19 protein-coding genes and 1 pseudogene are annotated in these 19,498 nt (G+C 39.6%); 2 read left to right on the forward strand and 18 right to left on the reverse strand.

The window, feature by feature from the left end:
• The first annotated feature begins 43 nt into the window (after positions 1 to 43).
• Complete coding sequence (locus IV81_RS09380; protein WP_164488201.1) at positions 44 to 190, forward strand: hypothetical protein; 147 nt, start codon at positions 44 to 46, stop codon at positions 188 to 190.
• 54 nt (positions 191 to 244) lie between these two features.
• On the opposite strand, the gene IV81_RS03205 is transcribed toward IV81_RS09380, so the two are convergent.
• Together IV81_RS03205 and IV81_RS03210 are read right to left on the reverse strand one after the other, a co-directional pair.
• Entirely contained in the window at positions 245 to 1,030 is a 786-nt protein-coding gene (locus IV81_RS03205) for a hypothetical protein (protein ID WP_057802232.1), read from the reverse strand.
• Between the two features lie 216 nt (positions 1,031 to 1,246).
• Positions 1,247 to 2,557, reverse strand: a complete 1,311-nt coding sequence (locus IV81_RS03210) for a nucleobase:cation symporter-2 family protein (protein ID WP_057802234.1) — start codon at positions 2,555 to 2,557, stop codon at positions 1,247 to 1,249.
• A gap of 196 nt (positions 2,558 to 2,753) precedes the next feature.
• Here IV81_RS03210 and IV81_RS03215 point away from each other — a divergent pair, with 196 nt between their 5' ends.
• On the forward strand, positions 2,754 to 4,160 hold the full coding sequence (locus IV81_RS03215) for a C69 family dipeptidase (protein WP_057802236.1): 1,407 nt from the start codon (positions 2,754 to 2,756) through the stop codon (positions 4,158 to 4,160).
• Between the two features lie 99 nt (positions 4,161 to 4,259).
• Here IV81_RS03215 and IV81_RS03220 read toward each other — a convergent pair whose 3' ends face one another.
• The 16 genes and pseudogenes from IV81_RS03220 to purE form a co-directional block, all read right to left on the reverse strand.
• Positions 4,260 to 5,477, reverse strand: a complete 1,218-nt coding sequence (locus tag IV81_RS03220; protein WP_057802237.1) for an ABC transporter permease — start codon at positions 5,475 to 5,477, stop codon at positions 4,260 to 4,262.
• Positions 5,470 to 6,369, reverse strand: coding sequence for an ABC transporter ATP-binding protein (locus tag IV81_RS03225; RefSeq protein ID WP_057802239.1), 900 nt, complete (start codon positions 6,367 to 6,369; stop codon positions 5,470 to 5,472). Before IV81_RS03225 ends, IV81_RS03220 begins: the two co-directional genes overlap by 8 nt.
• A 14-nt stretch (positions 6,370 to 6,383) precedes the next feature.
• Entirely contained in the window at positions 6,384 to 7,358 is a 975-nt protein-coding gene (locus IV81_RS03230; protein WP_057802242.1) for a LacI family DNA-binding transcriptional regulator, read from the reverse strand.
• 118 nt (positions 7,359 to 7,476) lie between these two features.
• Positions 7,477 to 7,635: a hypothetical protein gene (locus tag IV81_RS09490; protein ID WP_236696820.1), complete on the reverse strand. Its 159-nt coding sequence runs from the start codon at positions 7,633 to 7,635 to the stop codon at positions 7,477 to 7,479.
• A 36-nt stretch (positions 7,636 to 7,671) separates the two neighbouring features.
• Positions 7,672 to 7,716, reverse strand: a pseudogene (locus tag IV81_RS09615) (hypothetical protein); the annotation flags it as partial.
• Between the two features lie 262 nt (positions 7,717 to 7,978).
• Complete coding sequence (purD, locus tag IV81_RS03240) at positions 7,979 to 9,238, reverse strand: phosphoribosylamine--glycine ligase (RefSeq protein WP_057802244.1); 1,260 nt, start codon at positions 9,236 to 9,238, stop codon at positions 7,979 to 7,981.
• A gap of 15 nt (positions 9,239 to 9,253) precedes the next feature.
• On the reverse strand, positions 9,254 to 10,792 hold the full coding sequence (gene purH, locus IV81_RS03245; protein ID WP_057802246.1) for a bifunctional phosphoribosylaminoimidazolecarboxamide formyltransferase/IMP cyclohydrolase: 1,539 nt from the start codon (positions 10,790 to 10,792) through the stop codon (positions 9,254 to 9,256).
• A gap of 19 nt (positions 10,793 to 10,811) precedes the next feature.
• Positions 10,812 to 11,393: a phosphoribosylglycinamide formyltransferase gene (gene purN / locus IV81_RS03250; RefSeq protein ID WP_057802248.1), complete on the reverse strand. Its 582-nt coding sequence runs from the start codon at positions 11,391 to 11,393 to the stop codon at positions 10,812 to 10,814.
• Entirely contained in the window at positions 11,386 to 12,438 is a 1,053-nt protein-coding gene (gene purM / locus IV81_RS03255; RefSeq protein WP_057802250.1) for a phosphoribosylformylglycinamidine cyclo-ligase, read from the reverse strand. Before purM ends, purN begins: the two co-directional genes overlap by 8 nt.
• Entirely contained in the window at positions 12,438 to 13,907 is a 1,470-nt protein-coding gene (gene purF / locus IV81_RS03260) for an amidophosphoribosyltransferase (protein ID WP_057802252.1), read from the reverse strand. The genes purM and purF overlap by 1 nt, the downstream gene beginning before the upstream one ends.
• Positions 13,892 to 16,096: a phosphoribosylformylglycinamidine synthase subunit PurL gene (gene purL, locus IV81_RS03265; RefSeq protein ID WP_057802254.1), complete on the reverse strand. Its 2,205-nt coding sequence runs from the start codon at positions 16,094 to 16,096 to the stop codon at positions 13,892 to 13,894. The genes purF and purL overlap by 16 nt, the downstream gene beginning before the upstream one ends.
• 17 nt (positions 16,097 to 16,113) lie before the next feature.
• Entirely contained in the window at positions 16,114 to 16,788 is a 675-nt protein-coding gene (gene purQ, locus IV81_RS03270; protein WP_057802255.1) for a phosphoribosylformylglycinamidine synthase subunit PurQ, read from the reverse strand.
• 2 nt (positions 16,789 to 16,790) lie between these two features.
• Positions 16,791 to 17,051, reverse strand: coding sequence for a phosphoribosylformylglycinamidine synthase subunit PurS (gene purS, locus IV81_RS03275; RefSeq protein ID WP_057802257.1), 261 nt, complete (start codon positions 17,049 to 17,051; stop codon positions 16,791 to 16,793).
• Positions 17,044 to 17,772 (reverse strand): phosphoribosylaminoimidazolesuccinocarboxamide synthase, encoded by a 729-nt coding sequence (gene purC / locus IV81_RS03280; protein ID WP_057802260.1) that lies wholly within the window; start codon positions 17,770 to 17,772, stop codon positions 17,044 to 17,046. Before purC ends, purS begins: the two co-directional genes overlap by 8 nt.
• Positions 17,772 to 18,914: a 5-(carboxyamino)imidazole ribonucleotide synthase gene (gene purK / locus IV81_RS03285; protein WP_057802262.1), complete on the reverse strand. Its 1,143-nt coding sequence runs from the start codon at positions 18,912 to 18,914 to the stop codon at positions 17,772 to 17,774. The genes purC and purK overlap by 1 nt, the downstream gene beginning before the upstream one ends.
• The gene (gene purE, locus IV81_RS03290) at positions 18,898 to 19,380 is read right to left on the reverse strand and encodes a 5-(carboxyamino)imidazole ribonucleotide mutase (protein ID WP_057802263.1); all 483 of its coding nucleotides are present in this window, start codon (positions 19,378 to 19,380) and stop codon (positions 18,898 to 18,900) included. The genes purK and purE overlap by 17 nt, the downstream gene beginning before the upstream one ends.
• Positions 19,381 to 19,498 lie beyond the last annotated feature (118 nt).

Below are 19,498 nucleotides of genomic sequence, written 5' to 3' on the forward strand. Positions count from 1 at the left end.
TCATAAAATAGTAATTGATTATTTTTTTCTGAGGAGGATCACCATGAAGACACCATACAACTCATTTGCCCGTGCTCGTAAAGTTTCTGGCAAACGTGAACGTCGTCGTCGCCAAGCACGTATTGTTGCAATCCAACAATTTGCTAAAGGCAAGACTGATACAATCGTAGAAACACCAAAAGTTAAATAATAAACTTAAAAAATAGAGACCGCAGTTTGCGGCCTCTATTTTATTTTATACTTATTATCCTTTAGTCCACTCATCGATCGTTTTCCCATCGGCGTCTTTAAACTTCAACCAACTATTGGTCCCCGCAAAATATAAAAACAAGCTAACTTCATTAACACTTTTTAACGTGATATCCTTCTTCGTTACATAATTCTCAAAAGCATCTTGATGATCATCGCGCACCTTTTGTCCCATTTTAGCCGAAAAGCCGAGCGAACCGTCTTTATTTAATGGAGCTTCCTTTTTCATCGTTGCACCGGCTCGGATAACCATTTCATTTCGCTTAATCCACTGAATTTCAGCTTTACTATCGGGAGTTTCAACATAAAACGGAACCACACTAACGGCAGCACTCCAACGATGTTGAGTCTTAACTGGCTTTCGTTTTGGTGCTTTAACCAAAAGGTGATCTCTTCCAAAACGATTGATGATAAATATCTGACGTTGAACAAATTCAGTAATTAATTTTTGCATATTAGACGGAATTGGTTCTTCCTTGAACCTCCGCGGTAATTTGACTTCATTTTGTAAAGCAGCATTGATAAATCCTCGAAGTACATACCGCATCTCTAAACTAGAAGGAACTGTAAATAAGATCAATCGATCCCAATTTTTACCCTTTATGTCGAGCCCGGATTCAATTCTGAAAATATTTTCAATCCGCTCTTTAAGAATCAAAATCCCAATTCCTGCTTTTTTAATAACTGGTTTCTCGGTTTCTGAATAAATTCCAATTTGAATGCCTTCTTCTCTGGATACAATTCGTGTCACATTTTCTTCTAATTCGACGTTTAGCTTCACCGATACCACGCTCCATTGTTTTTCTTTTATTATACCTAAGGATTCAAAAGTTAACATCGATAATGCTGTTTATATTTCCCGCTATGCAATAAAAAAAGGCCCGTGACGTAATTTTTTTCGTCACAGACCCTTCCGCTGTACTTGAAACAATATTGATATACGGAACCGCTAAAGTCACTCAACTTCGATCGTCCGCACAATTTTTATTGTATAACCTTATTCTGCTTCAACACCCTTATTTCCATTAAGTAAAATGTTCATAATGATTGCCGTGATACAGCCGACTACCATCCCATTGTCAATAATCGTTTGAACACTGGTTGGTAAGATATGGAAGAGCGTTGGTTGTGTCGTAACGCCTAATCCAATACCAATTGAAATTGCAATTACTAATAAGTTATTAACCGTCATTGGGACTTCAGATAGCATTTTTACTCCTTGAGCCCCTACCATACCAAACATGACTAGCATCGCGCCACCCAAGACAGAGGTTGGAATCAACGTCGCAATGGCACTAAACTTTGGAATTAATCCTAAAATTAACAACATTCCGGCTGAAAAATAAATTGGTTTGAGCTTCTTAATTCCGGACAACTGCACAATTCCAACGTTTTGAGAAAATGTTGAATATGGGAATGTATTAAAAACTCCACCAAAAATGGCTGCAATTCCTTCTGAACGATAACCGCGTTTTAAGTCGTCTTCGGTTAATTTCCGATTTGTAATATCTGCCAATGCAAAGTAAACACCCGTTGATTCAATCATACAAGTCACGGCAGCAAGCAGCATCGTTAAAATGGAAGACCATTCGAATCGCGGTGTTGCAAAATGAAATGGCATTGGAATTTGAACCCATCCCGCCTGACTAATCGGCGTTAGATCGATTGAACCCATCATTACCGCAATCAGTGAACCAATCAAAATTCCTAACAAAACTGAAATTCGCTTAACAAAACCATGCGCAAATACTTGAATCAAAATAATGATCAGCGCTGTTAAAAATCCTAATATCAAATTAGAGCTGTTTCCAAAATTTTTATCTGCGACGTTCCCGCCACCAATATTTTGAAATGCCACGGGAATTAACGTGAAACCAATTAACGTGATCAACGATCCTGTTACCACAGTTGGAAAAAATCTTCTCAAACTGGCAAAAAGACCACTAATTAGGAATACAAAAACTCCGGCAGCAATAATTCCACCATACATGTATCCCCAACCAAGCGTGTTACCGATATGTTCCATTGGTGCTAAGTATTCAACAGCCGAACCCAAAACAACTGGTAAGGCAATTCCGGTTAACGGCGTCCTCTTAATTTGTAAAAAGGTCGCCACACCACACATAAAAATGTCCACTGAAATTAGATACGTCATCTGTTGTGCATCGAACTTTAATGCCGCTCCGATCAAAAGCGGAACCAAAATATCACCGGCGTACATCGCTAGTAAATGTTGAAAAGCCAGTAAAATTGTTTTTGGGGTTGATAAATTGATGCTTTCGGCCCCTTGATTTTGTAAATCGTTCATGTTTTCCTCCACTATCCGTTCATTAATTACTTTCAACGAACATTTTATCATATAAATTAATTTTATAAAACATATAAACGAACATTAAAGCGTTAAAACGTTTTAATAATTCGTTTTCAATTCAAACAGTCCACTTTCCGTTTCCACAAAAAGGGATATAATAGGGTACAAACCATAAAGGAGTTGTTTTAAGTTTATGAGTAAAAAAATTCAAGGATCTTGTACGACAATTTTAGTTGGTAAAAATGCGTCAATTGATGGTTCGACCATTATTTCACGTAATGACGATGGCCACGAGGCTCTTGATCCACAACGTTTCGTAGTGGTTAATCCAGAAGATCAACCTCAAAATTATCAATCAGTCATCAGTGGTGTGAAAATTAAATTACCCGAAAATCCACTTCGTTATACATCAATGCCAAACTCGATTTTAACGAATGGTATTTGGCCTGCCGCTGGTATCAATAGTGAGAACGTCGGAATGTCGGCCACCGAAACCATCACTACTAACTCACGTGTGCTTGGAATCGATCCCTACGTTGAAGGCGGAATTGGTGAAGAAGATATCGTTACTTTAGTCCTCCCATACATCCATAGCGCCAAAGATGGTGTTCTTCGTTTGGGTGCCCTATTAGAAGAATTCGGAACTTACGAACCTAACGGCATTGCCTTTAATGACAACGAAGAAGTTTGGTGGCTTGAAACAATTGGTGGACACCATTGGGCTGCGGTTCGTATCCCAGATGATGCTTATGTAGTTGCTCCTAATCGGATGAACATTGATAATTTTGACTTCGATTCTGATGACACGCTTTGTTCAGACGATTTAAAAGATTTGATTGACAAATATCAGTTAAACCCTGACTTTGATGGCTATAATTTCCGCCATATCTTCGGAAGCGCATCAATTAAGGATACTGTTTATAATAACCCCCGTACATGGTATGGTCAAAAGTATTTTAATCCAGAAATTAAACATGACCCAATGGAGCAAGACTTACCTTTCATTTGCCATGCTAGTAAAAAAATTGCAATCGAAGACGTTAAGTTTGTACTAAGCTCTCATTTTGAAAATACTGAATACGACCCATACGGTAACGGCACCGAAGATCAAAAAACGCTTTTCCGTCCGATCGGTATTAATCGAAATCACAATGTTCACATTATTCAAATTCGTAACAACGTTCCGGCTGAAATTGCTGGTATCCACTGGTTGGCCTACGGTGCAAATACATTCAATACAGTTGTGCCATTTTACGCAAACGTCAACGACACCCCTGCCGTTTATAAAAACGCGACAGGAACATTTGATATGAACAATATGTACTGGTTGAGCTGTACAACTGCATTGCTTGGTGATACCGACTACGATCTTTACGTGGACCTTCGAAACACCTTCGAACTTGAAGCAACCGGTGTTTACCGTCAAATTCAAAATGAAACTGATCAAAATTTGGCTGGTCAAACCGATATCGTTGCATATCTTGAAAAAGCCAACGAAGAAATGGCGAACGAATCATTCACCCATCAAACGAAGTTACTTGGTGAAATGGTCACTTTAGGTTCAGCTCATATGAAACTTCGTTATAATCTTAACGATTAATTTAGTCGACTACGATAATTTAAAAATAGTGCTTAGGACAGACATGACCATGTCTTCCGAAGCACTATTTTTTGTTAGAAAGATTCTTGACCGGTATCCTTACTTTTTCTTCTTAAAAAACTTAAAAATTCCGGCATCGTTGTAGATAAGCACATTCTTTTTATAAGCTCGTGCACTAAAGAGCGTGAATACAATCATAAATCCTAGGTTAATCCCCAGCGAAATCAGTGCTTCCACTGTTCCAACTTGCCCAATTCCATAGCGGACCGGCATTACAATTGGACTAATAAACGGAATATAACTTAAAATTGACATTAACAAAGTTGATCCTTCATTGACCATCAGTGCCGCAACATAACCAGCCATCGCCAAAAGTAAAATTGGTGTAAAAGCCTGGCCAACTTGCTCTGGATTAGAAACTAATGATCCACATAGTGCAGCTAAAATGGTATAAGAAACAATTCCGATAATGAAAAACGCCAACATAATCAATAAGAATGATCCATCAAATTGATTCCACGGGATGGCTTTGACAAAATCATTTAATATCGTGATTCGATCTCTGAACATCCAGACACCCAACGCAATCACCCCGTATAAGAGTAGTTGAAGAATTACTAGTGTGGCCATTCCAACGAGCTTACCATAAAATTGAGTTTTAGCCTTCACTGCGGTTAAAATGGATTCTTCGATCCGCGATCCCTTTTCCGTTCCAATTTCCTGTGCGACGATACTTCCGTAACTCATTAAAAAGATGTACATCGCGAATCCTACGACTTGAGCAAGCATCATCTTCAGATCATCACTTTTACTATTATCGATTTTCATTTTTCCATCGCTAAAGGCCACCGTTTCTTTTTTTAAATTCGGGGTCATGAGCAATTGACGCAATTGTTTTTGATTCAGCCCTAAAGATTGAGCTACCATTGCCGTATTGATCGTTGATAGGTTGGACTGGATTGATTTAGAATCAACATTATCTCCATTTTTACTGGTTAAAAGCTGTGAACTATTATTCTTTAGATTAACCAATAAAATCCCGTCAACATCTTCGTTTTTTAAAGCCGTTTGAGCTTTTTGATTATTTTCGTAGCTCTTATATGTAACCTGATTGTTATTTTGCGCTTTTAATGCCGTTGTAATAGCATTTGGCGCAACCACCGCGACCATATCATTCTTATTGGTGGAATTACTATACCAACTGATTCCACTAATAAACAGCAGGCCCAGCAACGGTGCTAAGACGAGCATCCACCAGCTGAAACTTTTTAAGTTCTTTTTGACAACTTGATTGGCAATTAGGCTTAATTTACGCATTTTGGTCACCAACTTTCATTCTGAAAATCTCATCCAGTGTAGGTGGTTGCTGGCTAAATTCTTTAATAAAGCCATTTCGAGTAACCGCCTTGAAAATATTGGGACCTTCAGCAGCATCACTAATCTCTAAAATAAACCGATCACCACTTTTTTGAACGGCTTGAACGCCCGCCAACTTTTGAAGCTCTTCCTGCGTAATCCCATCATTTTTAATATAGATTCTCGTATCACCATAATGATTACGAACTTCAGCAACTGTCCCATTTAAAACGACTTGTCCATTGCGGAGCATTACCAAATTGTCTGATAAATCTTCCACATTAGTCATATCGTGACTAGAAAAAATAATTGCCGTTCCATTTTTCTGAAGAAACCGAATACCATCTTTTAGCAACCCAGCGTTAACCGGATCTAGTCCCGAAAACGGTTCGTCTAATATTGCTAGTTTTGGCATAAAAATTAAAGCAGCAATTAGTTGCACTTTCTGTTGATTTCCTTTCGATAAATTTTTAATCTTATCTTTTCGACTTCCTTTAACTTGGAAGCGGTCCATCCATTGGTCAATCTTTGATAGCACTTCACGTCGTTTCATTCCATGTAACTGACCAAAGAATAAAATTTGTTCCTCAACGGTCATTTTAGGATATAATCCGCGTTCTTCGGGCAAATAGCCGATAAAGTCGCGATTAATTTGACTAATTGGCCGTCCATTCCAAGTAATCGTCCCCTCATCTGGACTCAAAAAATCTAAAATCATTCGAAAAGTGGTCGTTTTCCCAGCACCATTTTGACCAATTAAACCCAAAATTTTTCCACGTTCCACAACAAAACTTTCATTTGAAACCGCTATGTTTCCTCCAAAACTCTTGCTCACATTCTTAATTTCCAGCATCTAACCTACTCCCCCTATTCAAACTTCGAATCAATTATAACTTCTTGTTGAACCTCTTCGTCGCTATTCAATCCCTGAATCATTAGTTCTGCTGAACTTGCTCCCATTAAAAATGGTCGCTGGGTTACTAAGTGTAAATTAGGATCTAACTGTGTCACCATTTTAGTATCCGCAAATCCAGTAATTGCCAAATGGCGATCCTCTATCCGCGACTTCATTGTTAGACTTGGAACGAATTCTAGCAGCCATCTTTCTTTTAACGCAAAAATTAAAGTATCTTCTTTAACTCTATCAATCTTTTGAACGAGTTCTTTAAATATCGCCGACTGATTATATGAATTCTCGTCAATTTGGATAATATCAACATCATCAGTTAACGATTTGATTCCGCGATAACGTTCCAAACGTGAACTAACTGAATTTAATTCAGATGTTAATACCACCACATGTTTATAACCTTGGTCCAAAAAGAATTTTGTCGCAGTGCGTGCTGACTGATAATTATCTGCGATTACCTGTGGCCAAGGGCTTGATTGGAAGCCTCGATCGACAACAACGATCGGAATCTTGCGACCAAGTGATTCTTGGACAATATGAGAATTATTGATTGGTTGAATAATCAGCCCGTCAAACATTCGACTTCCAATCGTTTTAAGGAGTTTTTGCTCACGCGCAGCATCTGAATTAGAATCAAACATCACCGCTATGTAACCCTTACTTTCAAGCATGGAACTGACACCTTTAAATAATTCCGTTGAAAAATAGTCATCAATATTTGAAATTAAAACGGCAATCATCTTGCTCGATTTTGTAATCATTTGTCTTGCTACTAAATTTGGAACATAATTTAATTTTGTAATTGCATCTTGCACTTTTTCGGCCGTCTTTTCAGACATTCGACTTAGATCGTGATTTAAGTAACGTGATACCGTCGCTGTTGAAACACCGGCCAAGGCTGCCACGTCTTTAATATTTGCTTTCTTTGTCATTTATCCACCATCTATCATTGAGTATTAATGCTTTATTATAGCATTGGTTGCGTTTTATTATATATAGTACACGGAAAGAAGTTAAACACTCGAAACGAAAAAGCTGAACTTTTGGAGTTCAGCTTTTACCATCTAGTAACCTTATTATATCAATGATGTTTTTACTCAGTTCTTCAGATTTCAAATCATCCATCTCTTCTAAAATGCTTAAAAGTTTTGTTAAATAAAGTCCCCGTTTTTGTGTTTTTTCTTCATTAACTTGGAGTAGTTCAATCACCGATAGTCCCATCGCACTTGAAATCGCTTCAATATTTTCCCAGCTAATATTTTGATTATCTGTCCGTTCAATCCGCGAAATAAAGTTGACCGATAAATCACTCTTTTCAGCGAGTGTTTCTTGGTCATATGGCTGTTCTTGCGGACTTGTTTAATCAGTTTCCCTATATTTATATTTGCACTCATATAACACCTCACGACTTGTTATATGTTGACAATAAAGGTTTTGTTCACCGATTATAACAAAATATAAGAATAGTCGTAATATGTATATATGTTTAAATAATAAAATACCGTTTACTTCATCTCGAAGTAAACGGTATTTTTCTTTTAGCTAAATTTAATTACTGCTTGCCTTTATTTCCAATATCATGTCGATAACGCAATCCATCGAGCTGTTGCTGGTTAAGCCAACCATATATCCTATCTTGTGCTTGTTGAATATCTGGAGCAGCGGTTGTTAAACACAGCACCCGACCACCATTGCTAACCAACATTCCATCTTGTCTTTTCACCCCTGAGTAATCCACATTGATATCTCTGGGTAGATTTTCAAATGATGTCAGTGGAACTCCACTTCCTGAACTCTGTGGATAACTTTCCGAACTAATCACTACGCCGAGATAAGTTTGATCAGTTTGCCACGTTGGAACCACTTTTTCGTGATGCAAAAGTCCTTGTAACAGCTCATACAAGTCACTTTGTAATTGTGGTAAAACGACAACCGTCTCTGGATCGCCAAGTCGAACATTAAATTCAATTACCTTTGGTCCATCGGTGGTTAGAATTAATCCTGCATATAATACTCCACAAAATGGGATGCTATCTTGCTTTAACGCATGCACAATTGGTTGAATTATTTTTTCAATTCCAATTTGTGTTAAATTCTCTGGAAACTGACGTAATGGACTATAAGCACCCATTCCACCAGTATTGGGACCACGATCATTATCAAAAGCAGCTTTGTGATCCTGCGATAGTGGCATTGGAATAATTTGTTCATCATTAACAAAGGCCATCAACGAAAATTCTTGTCCTTGTAAAAATTCCTCAACAATAATCGAATCAGTTCCAAATTGATGGTTTCCCAACATATTATGAACGGTCGTTGAAGCAGTTGCATAATCCTCCGCAATTACAACGCCCTTCCCCGCGGCTAAGCCATTAGCTTTAATCACAATTGGATAAGTTACGTTTTCTACAGCCTTGATTGCCGTAATTTCATCCGTATAACTTTCGTATCTAGCCGTTGGAACTTCGGCTTTTTGCATCACTTCTTTGGCGAACGTTTTAGAACCCTCTAGGGCCGCGGCCATTTTGGTTGGTCCAAAAATATTTTGTCCTATCACGTTAAAGCGGTCAACAATTCCCTTTTGGAGTGGCAATTCAGGTCCAACAATCGTTAAATCGATTTGATTTTTTTCCGCAAATCCCACTAATTGATCAAATTCTAGTTCATTAATTTTAACAGTTTCGAGATTAGGTTCACTCATCCCCGCATTTCCAGGTGCACAAAAGACTTTATCCACCTGTGGACTCAGTAATAACTGACGACACAACGCATGCTCACGTGCCCCACTTCCAACAACTAAAACCTTTGCCATATCGTTCCTCCCGTTTTAGTGTCTAAAGTGACGACGTCCACTAAATACTAGTGTAATTCCGTATTCATCCGCTTTATCAATTGAATCCTGATCTTTGATACTCCCACCAGGTTCAACGATCGCTTTAATGCCATGTTTAGCTGCAAACTCAACACAATCATCCATCGGGAAGAATGCGTCCGAAGCCATCACCGCGTTTTTAAAATCTGCAGATGCTTCGGCCTGATTAATGGCGATTTCAACCGAACCGATTCGATTCATCTGTCCAGCTCCAATTCCTAAGGTTTGATGAGCGGTGGTAACAACGATTGCGTTACTCTTAACATGTTTAACAACCGTTTGACCAAAGACCATTGCTTGAATTTCTTCTTCCGTTGGTTGACGTTTTGAAACAACCTTGAAGTCTTTTTCTGTTTCAACCACAGCATCTTGATCTTGTAATAACAATCCTCCCATGACCGAAACCGTTTCTAATTCTTTATCATCCAGTCGCTTAGTGAAATCAACCGTCATCAATCGAACATTTTTCTTTTTCGCTAGTACTTCAAAAGCATCATCATCAAAACTTGGAGCAATAATTATTTCGAGAAAAATTTGATGCATCTTTTCGGCGGTCGCCAAATCTACTGGACGGTTCAAGACGATAATTCCACCAAATATTGACATTGAATCTGCCGCATAAGCTCGATCCCAAGCTTCTTCGATGGAGTCTCCCAAACCGATTCCACAGGGATTCATGTGTTTAACTGCGACGACAGCTGGTTGATTAAATTCGGCGTTCATCTTCAAGGCCGCATCGGCATCTTTGATATTGTTATAGGAAAGTTCTTTTCCATGTAATTGTTTTGCTTGTGCGATTGAGAATGGTACTGGAATGGCATCTTCATAAAAGGCCGCTTTTTGATGACTGTTTTCACCATATCGCAATGCTTGTTTTTTAGTATATGTCATAGTTAGATTTTCAGGAAATTCCTCAGAAACATTTTGTCCCAAATACTTAGCAATTAAAGCGTCATAAGCAGCGGTATGTTGGAAAACTTTTAATGCTAAATTCCGACGAAAATCAATATCATCTGTTTGATTAGTAATCGCATCCAATACAGGTTGATAATCACTTGGATCAACCACTGGTAAAACTGATACAAAGTTCTTTGCTGAGGAGCGGAGCATGCTTGGACCACCAATATCAATTTGTTCGATTGCTTCTGGTTCGGTTACCCCATCACGCATAATAGTGGACTTAAATGGATATAGATTGACACAAACTAGATCGATTAAATCGATGTTGTGTTCCTTTAAAGCCGCCATATGTTCTGGAAGGTCGCGGCGAGCAAGTAGCCCACCATGAATGACAGGATGAAGCGTCTTAACACGCCCATCAAGCATTTCAGGAAAGCCGGTAATTTCTTCAACACCAATCACATTAATTTGGGCATCTTCGAGTGCTTTTTTGGTTCCACCAGTCGAAACGAGTCTATAACCTCTTTCAACTAGGCCTTTCGCAAAATCAACAATTCCTGTTTTATCTGATACGCTTATCAATGCTGTTTTCATGAATAAAATTCTCCTCATCTCATTTAATTAACGCGCGTTGGCGTAAAACTTTGCATAAACTATCAAAATATAGCTGGTGTTCTACCCGATGAATTTTAGCGGCTAAACTTTCCACGCTGTCGTCTGGCAAAATATTAACTGCTTCTTGAGCAATAATCGGACCGGTATCAATCCCTGTATCGATCCAGTGCACCGTCACGCCAGTAACCTTAACTCCGTAATTAAAGGCGTCCTCAATCCCATTTTTCCCTGGAAATGCTGGTAACAATGCTGGGTGCAAATTAACGATCGATTGTGGATAGGCACTTAAAAGTACATCCGTCACGATTTTCATGTATCCTGCTAAAACAATTAAATCCAATTTATACTGTCGTAATTCTTTTAAGATCGCCATTTCATAGGCCTTTTTACTTTCAAATTCATTTAAGCGATGTGTCCAAACCGGAATATTTCTTTTACGTGCTTCGTTTATCACCAACGCCGTAGGTTGATCACAAATTAAACATTGAATTCGAATTGGTAACTTGGACTTTTGAATATGCTGATCTAAAGCAACAAAATTAGTTCCCGTCCCAGATGCAAAAATCGCAATATTAGCCATTGTCACTCTCCAAAAGTTCAACGGCAGGAGCATCTTGTGATCTTCTTTTTACATTTCCAATTTCGTAAAATAACTCGTTATTATTTGCTAAAATTTGCTCCACACGGTCAACTTGATCGCGCTTAACCGCTAAAACCATTCCAATTCCCATATTAAAAGTCTGATACCGTTCGGATTGACTAAGGTCACCTAATTGACTTAGCAAACTAAAAATTAGTGGAATTGGCCAGCTTTGTAAATTAAATTCTGCTTGTAAATTGTCTGGTAACATTCGTGGCACGTTATCCAATAATCCACCACCTGTAATATGAGCTGCGCCACGAATTAGATGCTCTTCTAGTAATGGGCGTAGCGTATTCACGTAGATACGGGTTGGTGTCAGTAATTCAGTAATTAAATCTTGGTTTAGCTCCTTTGGCACATCGGTAAATTGATACTGGTGATCTTCAAATAAAATTTTTCGAACCAATGAATATCCGTTACTATGCAATCCACTCGATGGTAAACCAATTAATACATCGTCCTCGGATACCATTGCTGGGCTGAAAAGACTGTCTTTATTAGCTAGCCCAACCGCAAATCCGGCTAAATCAAAGTGATTTTTTTCATAAATTCCGGGCATTTCAGCTGTTTCACCGCCAAGTAACGCAATTGAATGCGTTTGACATGCCTTCAAAACACCATTCAGGATCTTTTTAACCTGCTGTTCATCAAGATGCGATAATGCTAAATAATCTAAGAAGAATAGCGGTAAAGCTCCTTGAGCTAGCAAATCATTTACACACATAGCGACCAAATCTTGACCAATTGTTTCAACCCGATCGGCTTCAGCAGCAAGTAACACTTTTGTACCAACCCCATCCGTACCAGCTACTAAAACTGGATGATCCAACTGGTCGGAAGACATTTGATAACATCCAGCAAAACTCCCAATTCCACCTAGAATATGAGGATCGTTATGGATCAAATTCTTTTTTAAATCTTCAACAACGGCTTCACCCGCAGCGATGTTTACGCCCGCCTTTTCATATGCATTTTTAGTCATTACACTTCCTCCATCTCCACCGTTGCCGATAGCACCCGTTCATCGGCCGTTTTAGGAGCCTCAAAATCCGCCGCGTAGTCATAGAGCGGAGTTGGGTAGTTACCATCAAAATACGCAACACATAATCCTTCATTGGGAGCATTATGTTTTAAATCAATTGCCTTAATTAAGCCTGGTAAACTCAAAAAATGTAGTGAATCGGCACCAATCATCGCCCGCATTTCTTCAACCGAATGGTTAGCCGCCATTAATTCACGCGTATGCTCAATATCAATACCGTAAAAACATGGATATTTAAGCGGTGGTGAACTAATCATTAGATGTACGGATTTGGCACCCGCAGTTTTTAACATTTTAACGATGTACTTGCTGGTGGTTCCGCGAACAATCGAATCGTCTACCAATGCAACGTTTTTTCCATCCACAACCGCCTTTAAAGCGGATAATTTCATTTTTACACCCTGTTCGCGCAATTCCTGCGTCGGTTGAATAAAAGTTCGACTACTATATTGGTTTTTTATCAATCCCATTTCGTTGGGAACGTTCAGCGCTAAGGCTACCCCTGAGGCCGCTGACAAGGAAGAATTGGGAACTCCAACAACAATATCAACATCGATTGGATTCTCTTTCGCCAATTGATACCCCATTCGCTGACGTGCCAAATGGACATTAACCCCATAAATATTGGAATCAGGTCGGGCAAAGTAGATATACTCCATTGAACAAACAGCCAATTGAGTTTGATTTGTATAGTTAGTGATGCTCATCCCATTATCGTCAATTTGAACTAACTGACCTGGCTTAACATCCTGAACAAAACGCGCACCGACAACATCCAAAGCACATGTCTCACTTGCAACAACAAATGAGCCATTTTCCAATTGTCCAATCGACAGAGGACGAAATCCATTTGGATCAAGCGCCGCGTATAAGGCATCTTTGGTTAAAATCAAATATGCAAAGCCACCTTTAATTTGATTTAAGCTCGCCTTTAATCGTTCGACAAACGTCGCTTCCTTTTGGCGCTGGATTAGATGCATCAAAACTTCAGTGTCTGAATTCGATTGAAAAGTCGCTCCACTTTTTTCAAGCACACGTCGACTACTAACAGCGTTGGTTAAATTTCCATTATGTGCCATTGCCACATCGCCATCTAGGTAGTGAAAAAGTAATGGTTGAATATTTTCGATGCCGTGACTTCCGGCTGTTCCATAGCGAACATGTCCAATTGCACTTGTTCCAACTAAAGTATCCAAAGCCTCGGGACGACTAAAAACATCCGCCAATAATCCCATACCTTTGTGGCCCAAAAGCTGACCATTCTCCTGTCGAACTACGATTCCTGCGCCTTCTTGTCCTCGATGTTGTAAGCTGTGAAGACCAAAATACGTTCTCTTGGCGGCTTCGGGATCGTTCCAAACACCAAAAATTCCGCACTCTTCGTTAAGGCTTTTTACTTCAGTTGCCATTCTAAGGCTCCCTTCCAGCTTGCTTGAGCCTGTTTCAAATCAATTTGGAGTAAACTATCGCTGGCTTGAATTCGTAACTGTTGTCCACCGACCACTCCAAGGTATGTGGCCGCATTTCCGGCCATCTTTTCAAATTGAGTTTGATTTTCTGGATCAACTGTCACAATAAAACGTGATTGCGTTTCGGAAAATAACTGTCCTCCCGTTAACTGGGTTTTAACGCTAAAACCGCGACCAGAAGCAAAGCTACTTTCTGCTAAACCGATTGCCAGTCCACCTTCAGCTAAATCATGGGCACTTTTAATTAATCGTTGATGAATCAGTTTAGTGACTAATTGTTGCTGCTTTTTTTCGTATTCAAGGTCAAAATCAAAAAGTTGACCATGAATATCTGTATCCTGCATTTTTTGAATTTCGCTTCCATTGAAATCATCGCCCGTTTTTCCCAAAACGTAGATCAAATCGCCGTCTTTCTTGAAATCAAGCGTTGTAATCCAATCCAGATTTTCAATTAATCCAACCATTCCAACCATTGGCGTTGGATAAATCGGTTGTTGGTTAGACTCGTTATAAAGCGAAACATTACCTGAAATAACCGGAGTATCAAACGTTGCGCAGGCTTCCGCCATCCCCTTAGTTGCCTGCTCTAATTCGTAGTAACTTTCTGGATCCTCCGGACTACCAAAGTTCAAACAATCCGTAATTGCAAGTGGAATTCCACCCGTTGCGACAATATTACGTGCCGCTTCACTAACCGCGATTTGACCGCCGATTTGCGGATCTAAATACAAGTAGCGTGGATTGGCGTCGGTCGTCATCGCTAACGCTTTTTTTGTCCCGCGAATCCTAACAACTGCCGCATCACTTCGGTCGGTTGAAATGGTATTGGTTTGAACTTGAGAGTCATAACGCTCGTAAATGGCGCTTTTATTTGCAATTGTTGGTTGTTTTAATATTTGTTCAAAAGTATTGGTTAAATTATCAATTTGTGGATACCATTGTCCAGCTTTGTTACTAATGTGAGCCGGTTTTTGGCTAGGTTGCCGATAAACTGGCGCCTCATCAACCAACGCGTGGATTGGAACATCCGCAACCAATTGATTCTTAAAAAAGAGCTGGTATTGCTTATTTGCGGTTACCTTACCAATTTGAACGGCTTCACTGTCATAACGTCGGAATAGTTCTTCCACTTCGCGTTCATGACCCTGTTTGATACAAAGCAGCATTCGTTCTTGAGACTCAGAAAGCATCAGTTCGTACGGAATCATTCCATTTTCACGTTTAGGAACTGTATCTAAATTGATCTCCATTCCATAGCCAGCCTTCGCACCCATTTCAGCGGATGAAGAGACCAATCCAGCGGCACCCATATCTTGAATTCCAACTAGAATATCCGAATGTTCATGAATTAGTTCCAAACAGGCTTCCATCAATTGTTTTTCTGCAAAGGGGTCTCCAACTTGAACGGCAGAGCGCTGTGTTTCGTGTTCGTCACTAAACTCGGTCGAAGCGAAAATTGCTCCTTGAATCCCATCCCGTCCAGTCTTGGCACCGACATAGTAAATCGAATTGCCAACACCAGCAGCGGCACCCTTTTGCTGGTCATTAACATCTAGTAGTCCTACGCACATCGCGTTCATCACCGGATTACTTTGATAAATCGAATCAAACGTTGTTTCGCCACCAACCGTCGGAATTCCCATACAATTTCCATAATCACCAATTCCAGCAATTGTTTGATCAACCAGATATTTTGTATGTGCGTCATTTAGTTCGCCAAAATGTAGACTGTCCATAAGCGCAATTGGCCGTGCTCCCATCGAAAAAATGTCCCGAACGATTCCACCTACTCCAGTTGCGGCACCTTGATATGGTTCAACCGCTGTCGGATGATTATGACTTTCTGCCTTAAACACCACCGCCTGGCCGTCTCCAATGTCAACGATTCCTGCTCCCTCGCCTGGGCCCTGCAGGATTTGATCTCCAGTCGTTGGAAATTGTTTTAAGAGTGGCTTTGAATTCTTGTAAGAACAATGCTCACTCCACATTGCAGCAAATAATCCTGTTTCAGTAAAATTAGGCAATCTTCCTAAATCATTTTGAATTTGTTGATATTCGTCTTCGCTTAGCCCCCATTGTAAATATAGCTTTTGATCGCGAATTTCAGTTGGTGTTAGCTCCGTCATCATGTTTAAGGGCTCCTTTATTAAATGTTTTGCGCAACACTTTCAATTAAACTTTGAAATAATAGTTTTCCATCCGCTCCACCCAACAGAGCGTCACTCGCTCGCTCTGGATGAGGCATCATGCCAAGAACATTTCCCCGTTCATTAGTAATTCCAGCGATATCATCTGTACTACCATTGGGGTTCCCCTGATAGCGGAAAAGAATTTGTTGATTTGATTCTAATTTTTTTAATGTATCTTCATCGCAATAGTAGTTTCCCTCACCATGTGCGATTGGAAACATGACCGTCTGATTCAAGTTGAAACGACTTGTAAATCGGGTTTGTGAATTCTCGACCGTTAGTTTTTGGGGTTTACAAATGAAATTCAAACTATCATTTCGTCGCAATGCCCCAGGCAAGAGACCCGCTTCGGTCAACACTTGAAACCCATTACAAATCCCAACTACTGGTCGTCCACTGTCAGCAAAGCGTTTGACGGCCTCCATAATTGGCGAGAAGCGTGCAATTGCGCCACTGCGAAGATAATCGCCATATGAAAATCCACCTGGGATGAAGACTGCGGCCGTGTTTTCAGGGAGTTCTTCTTCTCGATAATCAACAAACACGGGTGTCACGTTCATTACATCCTGCAACGTATAAAACATGTCCCAATCACAATTCGATCCTGGAAAACGAATAATGCTATACTTCATCTTTATTCCTCCACTTTTGCTGCTTCGGTGATTTCGTAACGATAGGTTTCCATATTAACGTTTGCCAATAATTCATCACACATTTTATTAACTTGCTCGTCAATATTTTGTCCATTATCTTTAATCTGCATCTCAAAATATTTTCCAACGGTCACCTGCATTACATCTTGATGTTCCATTCGATGTAGTGCGGTTTTAATTGCTTCACCTTGGGGATCCAAAATTGATTTTTTATACGTAACATATACTTTAACGTTATACATGTGCTTCCTCCTGAGAATTAATCAAGCGGTCCAAAACTTCTTGGTAGACGGTAACTAAATCGCCCGTTTTCTTTCGAAAAACATCTTTATCAAAAGATGCCCTGGTTTCTAAATCAACTAATCGACAAGAATCCGGTGAAATTTCATCAGCGAGGATGATTTCTCCCTCACTGTTTTTTCCAAATTCAACTTTAAAATCAACCAATTCCAGTCCAGCTTGGGCAAAACGTTGCTTGAGAATCGAATTAATTCGTAAAGCCATTTCTTGCAATATTTCTCCTTCTTCAGCCGTAATTATTTTCAAAGCCTGTGCCTGATTGGTGTTGATAAACGGATCGTCTAGGGCATCCGATTTATAAAAAAATTCCACTACTGGTTGATCGAACTCTTGCAAATACGGCACATCAAATTTTCGTTGAAAACTACCAGACGCCGCATTGCGAACGACCACTTCAAGTGGAATAATATTAACTTTTAAATTTAATTGTTCATTTTTAGAAATCTTTTTAATAAAGTCCGTGTGAATACCTTTTGCATTTAATAGTTCAAAAATCATGCAATCAATTTGATTATTTAAGGTTCCTTTACCTTCAACGTGATCTTTTCTCTTACCGTTTAGAGCGGTTGCTTGATCCATGTATTCAACCCATACATTTTCTGTTTCATCGGTATTATAAAGCCGTTTTGCTTTTCCTTCTTTAATCAAAGTTGTCTTTTTCATTATTCTTCATTCTCCCAGATATGTTCTGTATTAACTGCATCTAATAATTGATGACGATCTCCCAGCATTGTAATGTGACCCATTTTACGGTTTTTGCGTGCTTCCAATTTTCCATAATCATGAAAATGCCAATTGGGGCGTTCAGGTAACCGATCCCTCGCCGGTTGTAGGTGTTGACCTAATAAATTAACCATTATCGCTTCTGAATGTAATTTGATTTTCGGAATTTCCAGTCCACAAATGCTTCGTATGTGTGCCTCAAATTGAGAAATATTGCACGCTTCGATTGAATAATGCCCCGAATTATGTGGACGAGGCGCCAATTCATTAACCATCAGACGCCCGTCTTCGAGCATGAAGTATTCAATTCCAAGTACCCCTCTTAGACACAGTCCTTGAGCAATTTGTCGCGCAATCTTTTGTGCATTTTGCTGAACATCTTTTGAAACACGCGCTGGAACAATCGTTTCATGCAAAATATGATTTCGATGGATGTTTTCAACAACTGGAAAACTTCTAATCTCACCATTACGACTCCGAGTTACCATTACTGAGAGTTCTTTGGCAAAATTTTGCTTCTTCTCTAAAATACAAATTGATTTTGAGACAAGTTCTTCACCGGCTTTTAAATCAGCTTCAGAATTTAAATCCTGCTGACCGTGACCATCATATCCACCCTCAACGGTCTTTAAGATGCTCGGAAAACCGATTTTTTCAACGGCTTTTTTCAAATCGCTCGGATGCTCAACAGCAGCAAATGGCGTCACTGGAATATCGCGTCCCTCTAAAAAATTCTTTTCGTGCAAACGATCGCCGGTTATTTCTAATAAATTAGTTCCTTGAGGAAGTGCCGTAATTTTTTGAGCCTCAGTCAGGCTATCCACATCGACGTTTTCAAACTCGTAGGTCAAAACGTCACTACGTTCTGCCAACTGCATTAATGCGCGATGGTTATCGTATTCTGCGACGATTTGAAAGTCACTTACCTGTGCTGTTGGACAATCGGGTAAAGGATCCAACACCCCGACCTTGTATCCCATTGCTTTTGCAGACAATGCGATCATTTGGCCCAGTTGTCCGCCTCCTACGATCCCAATCGTCGCTGGAGGTAAGAGAATTCCTCCTTCAGAATTGCATTTCACTATTAATGGCCTCCTGTGTTTGTCTTTGGCGAAAATCATTTAGTTTAAGTACTAATTGTGAGTTTTCCACAGCTAAAATTTCAGTTGCTAGTAAAGCTGCGTTTTTGGCCCCAGCATTTCCAATTGCAGTAGTTGCAACCGGTACACCGCTTGGCATTTGAACGATCGATAACAGTGAGTCCATTCCGTGTAATGCATGACTTTCAATTGGTACGCCAATCACTGGTAAAGTCGTATTTGCCGCCAGCATCCCTGGTAAATGTGCTGCCCCACCAGCTCCAGCAATGATTACGCCGTAGCCATTTGTAATAGCATCTTTGCTGAACTGTTGAAGCTGATCCGGCATTCGATGTGCCGAAATAATATGTTTTTCATAATCGATTCCAAATTCGTCCAAAATGTTCGCCGTCAACTCCATTGTTGGCCAATCAGAAATTGAACCCATTACCACTGCAACTTTTTTCATGATGTTTCCTTTCTTATTGATCAATTTTCAATTTCAGTTTAACAACTGGCCAAAAATTAATCAACCATTTTTACGAACTATTTTATATTTTATTTTTATAAATGTTCGTTTTTAAAAC

This window comes from Pediococcus stilesii (assembly GCF_001437075.1).
GTDB lineage: Bacteria > Bacillota > Bacilli > Lactobacillales > Lactobacillaceae > Pediococcus > Pediococcus stilesii.